Annotated in this window: 4 tRNA genes; all 4 read left to right on the forward strand. The window is 49.7% G+C overall.

The window, feature by feature from the left end:
• The first annotated feature begins 7 nt into the window (after nt 1-7).
• The 4 genes from ACTXGU_RS22385 to ACTXGU_RS22400 all read left to right on the forward strand — a co-directional run bounded on the left by ACTXGU_RS22385 (nt 8) and on the right by ACTXGU_RS22400 (nt 387).
• Nucleotides 8-82: transfer RNA gene (locus ACTXGU_RS22385), tRNA-Asn, on the forward strand.
• Nucleotides 83-86: 4 nt separating this feature from the next.
• Nucleotides 87-178: transfer RNA gene (locus tag ACTXGU_RS22390), tRNA-Ser, on the forward strand.
• A 34-nt stretch (nt 179-212) separates the two neighbouring features.
• Nucleotides 213-287, forward strand: a tRNA-Glu gene (locus ACTXGU_RS22395).
• Nucleotides 288-311: 24 nt separating this feature from the next.
• Nucleotides 312-387: transfer RNA gene (locus ACTXGU_RS22400), tRNA-Val, on the forward strand.
• Nucleotides 388-390: the final 3 nt, after the last annotated feature.

A 390-nucleotide genomic window follows, 5' to 3' on the forward strand; every position in this document is an offset into this window, starting at 1 on the left:
TAATTATTCCGCAGTAGCTCAGTGGTAGAGCATTCGGCTGTTAACCGAACGGTCGTAGGTTCGAATCCTACCTGCGGAGCCATTATGGAGAGCTGTCCGAGTGGCCGAAGGAGCACGATTGGAAATCGTGTAGGCGGGTAACCCTGTCTCAAGGGTTCAAATCCCTTGCTCTCCGCCATTTAAACACTTGCCATAAATGAAAACATCATTAAGGCCCATTGGTCAAGCGGTTAAGACACCGCCCTTTCACGGCGGTAACACGGGTTCGAATCCCGTATGGGTCACCATTTATATATAAAATCATTTAATTCGGAGGATTAGCTCAGCTGGGAGAGCATCTGCCTTACAAGCAGAGGGTCGGCGGTTCGATCCCGTCATCCTCCACCATAA

The organism is Niallia sp. 01092 (genome assembly GCF_052318935.1).
Lineage (GTDB): Bacteria > Bacillota > Bacilli > Bacillales > Cytobacillaceae > Niallia.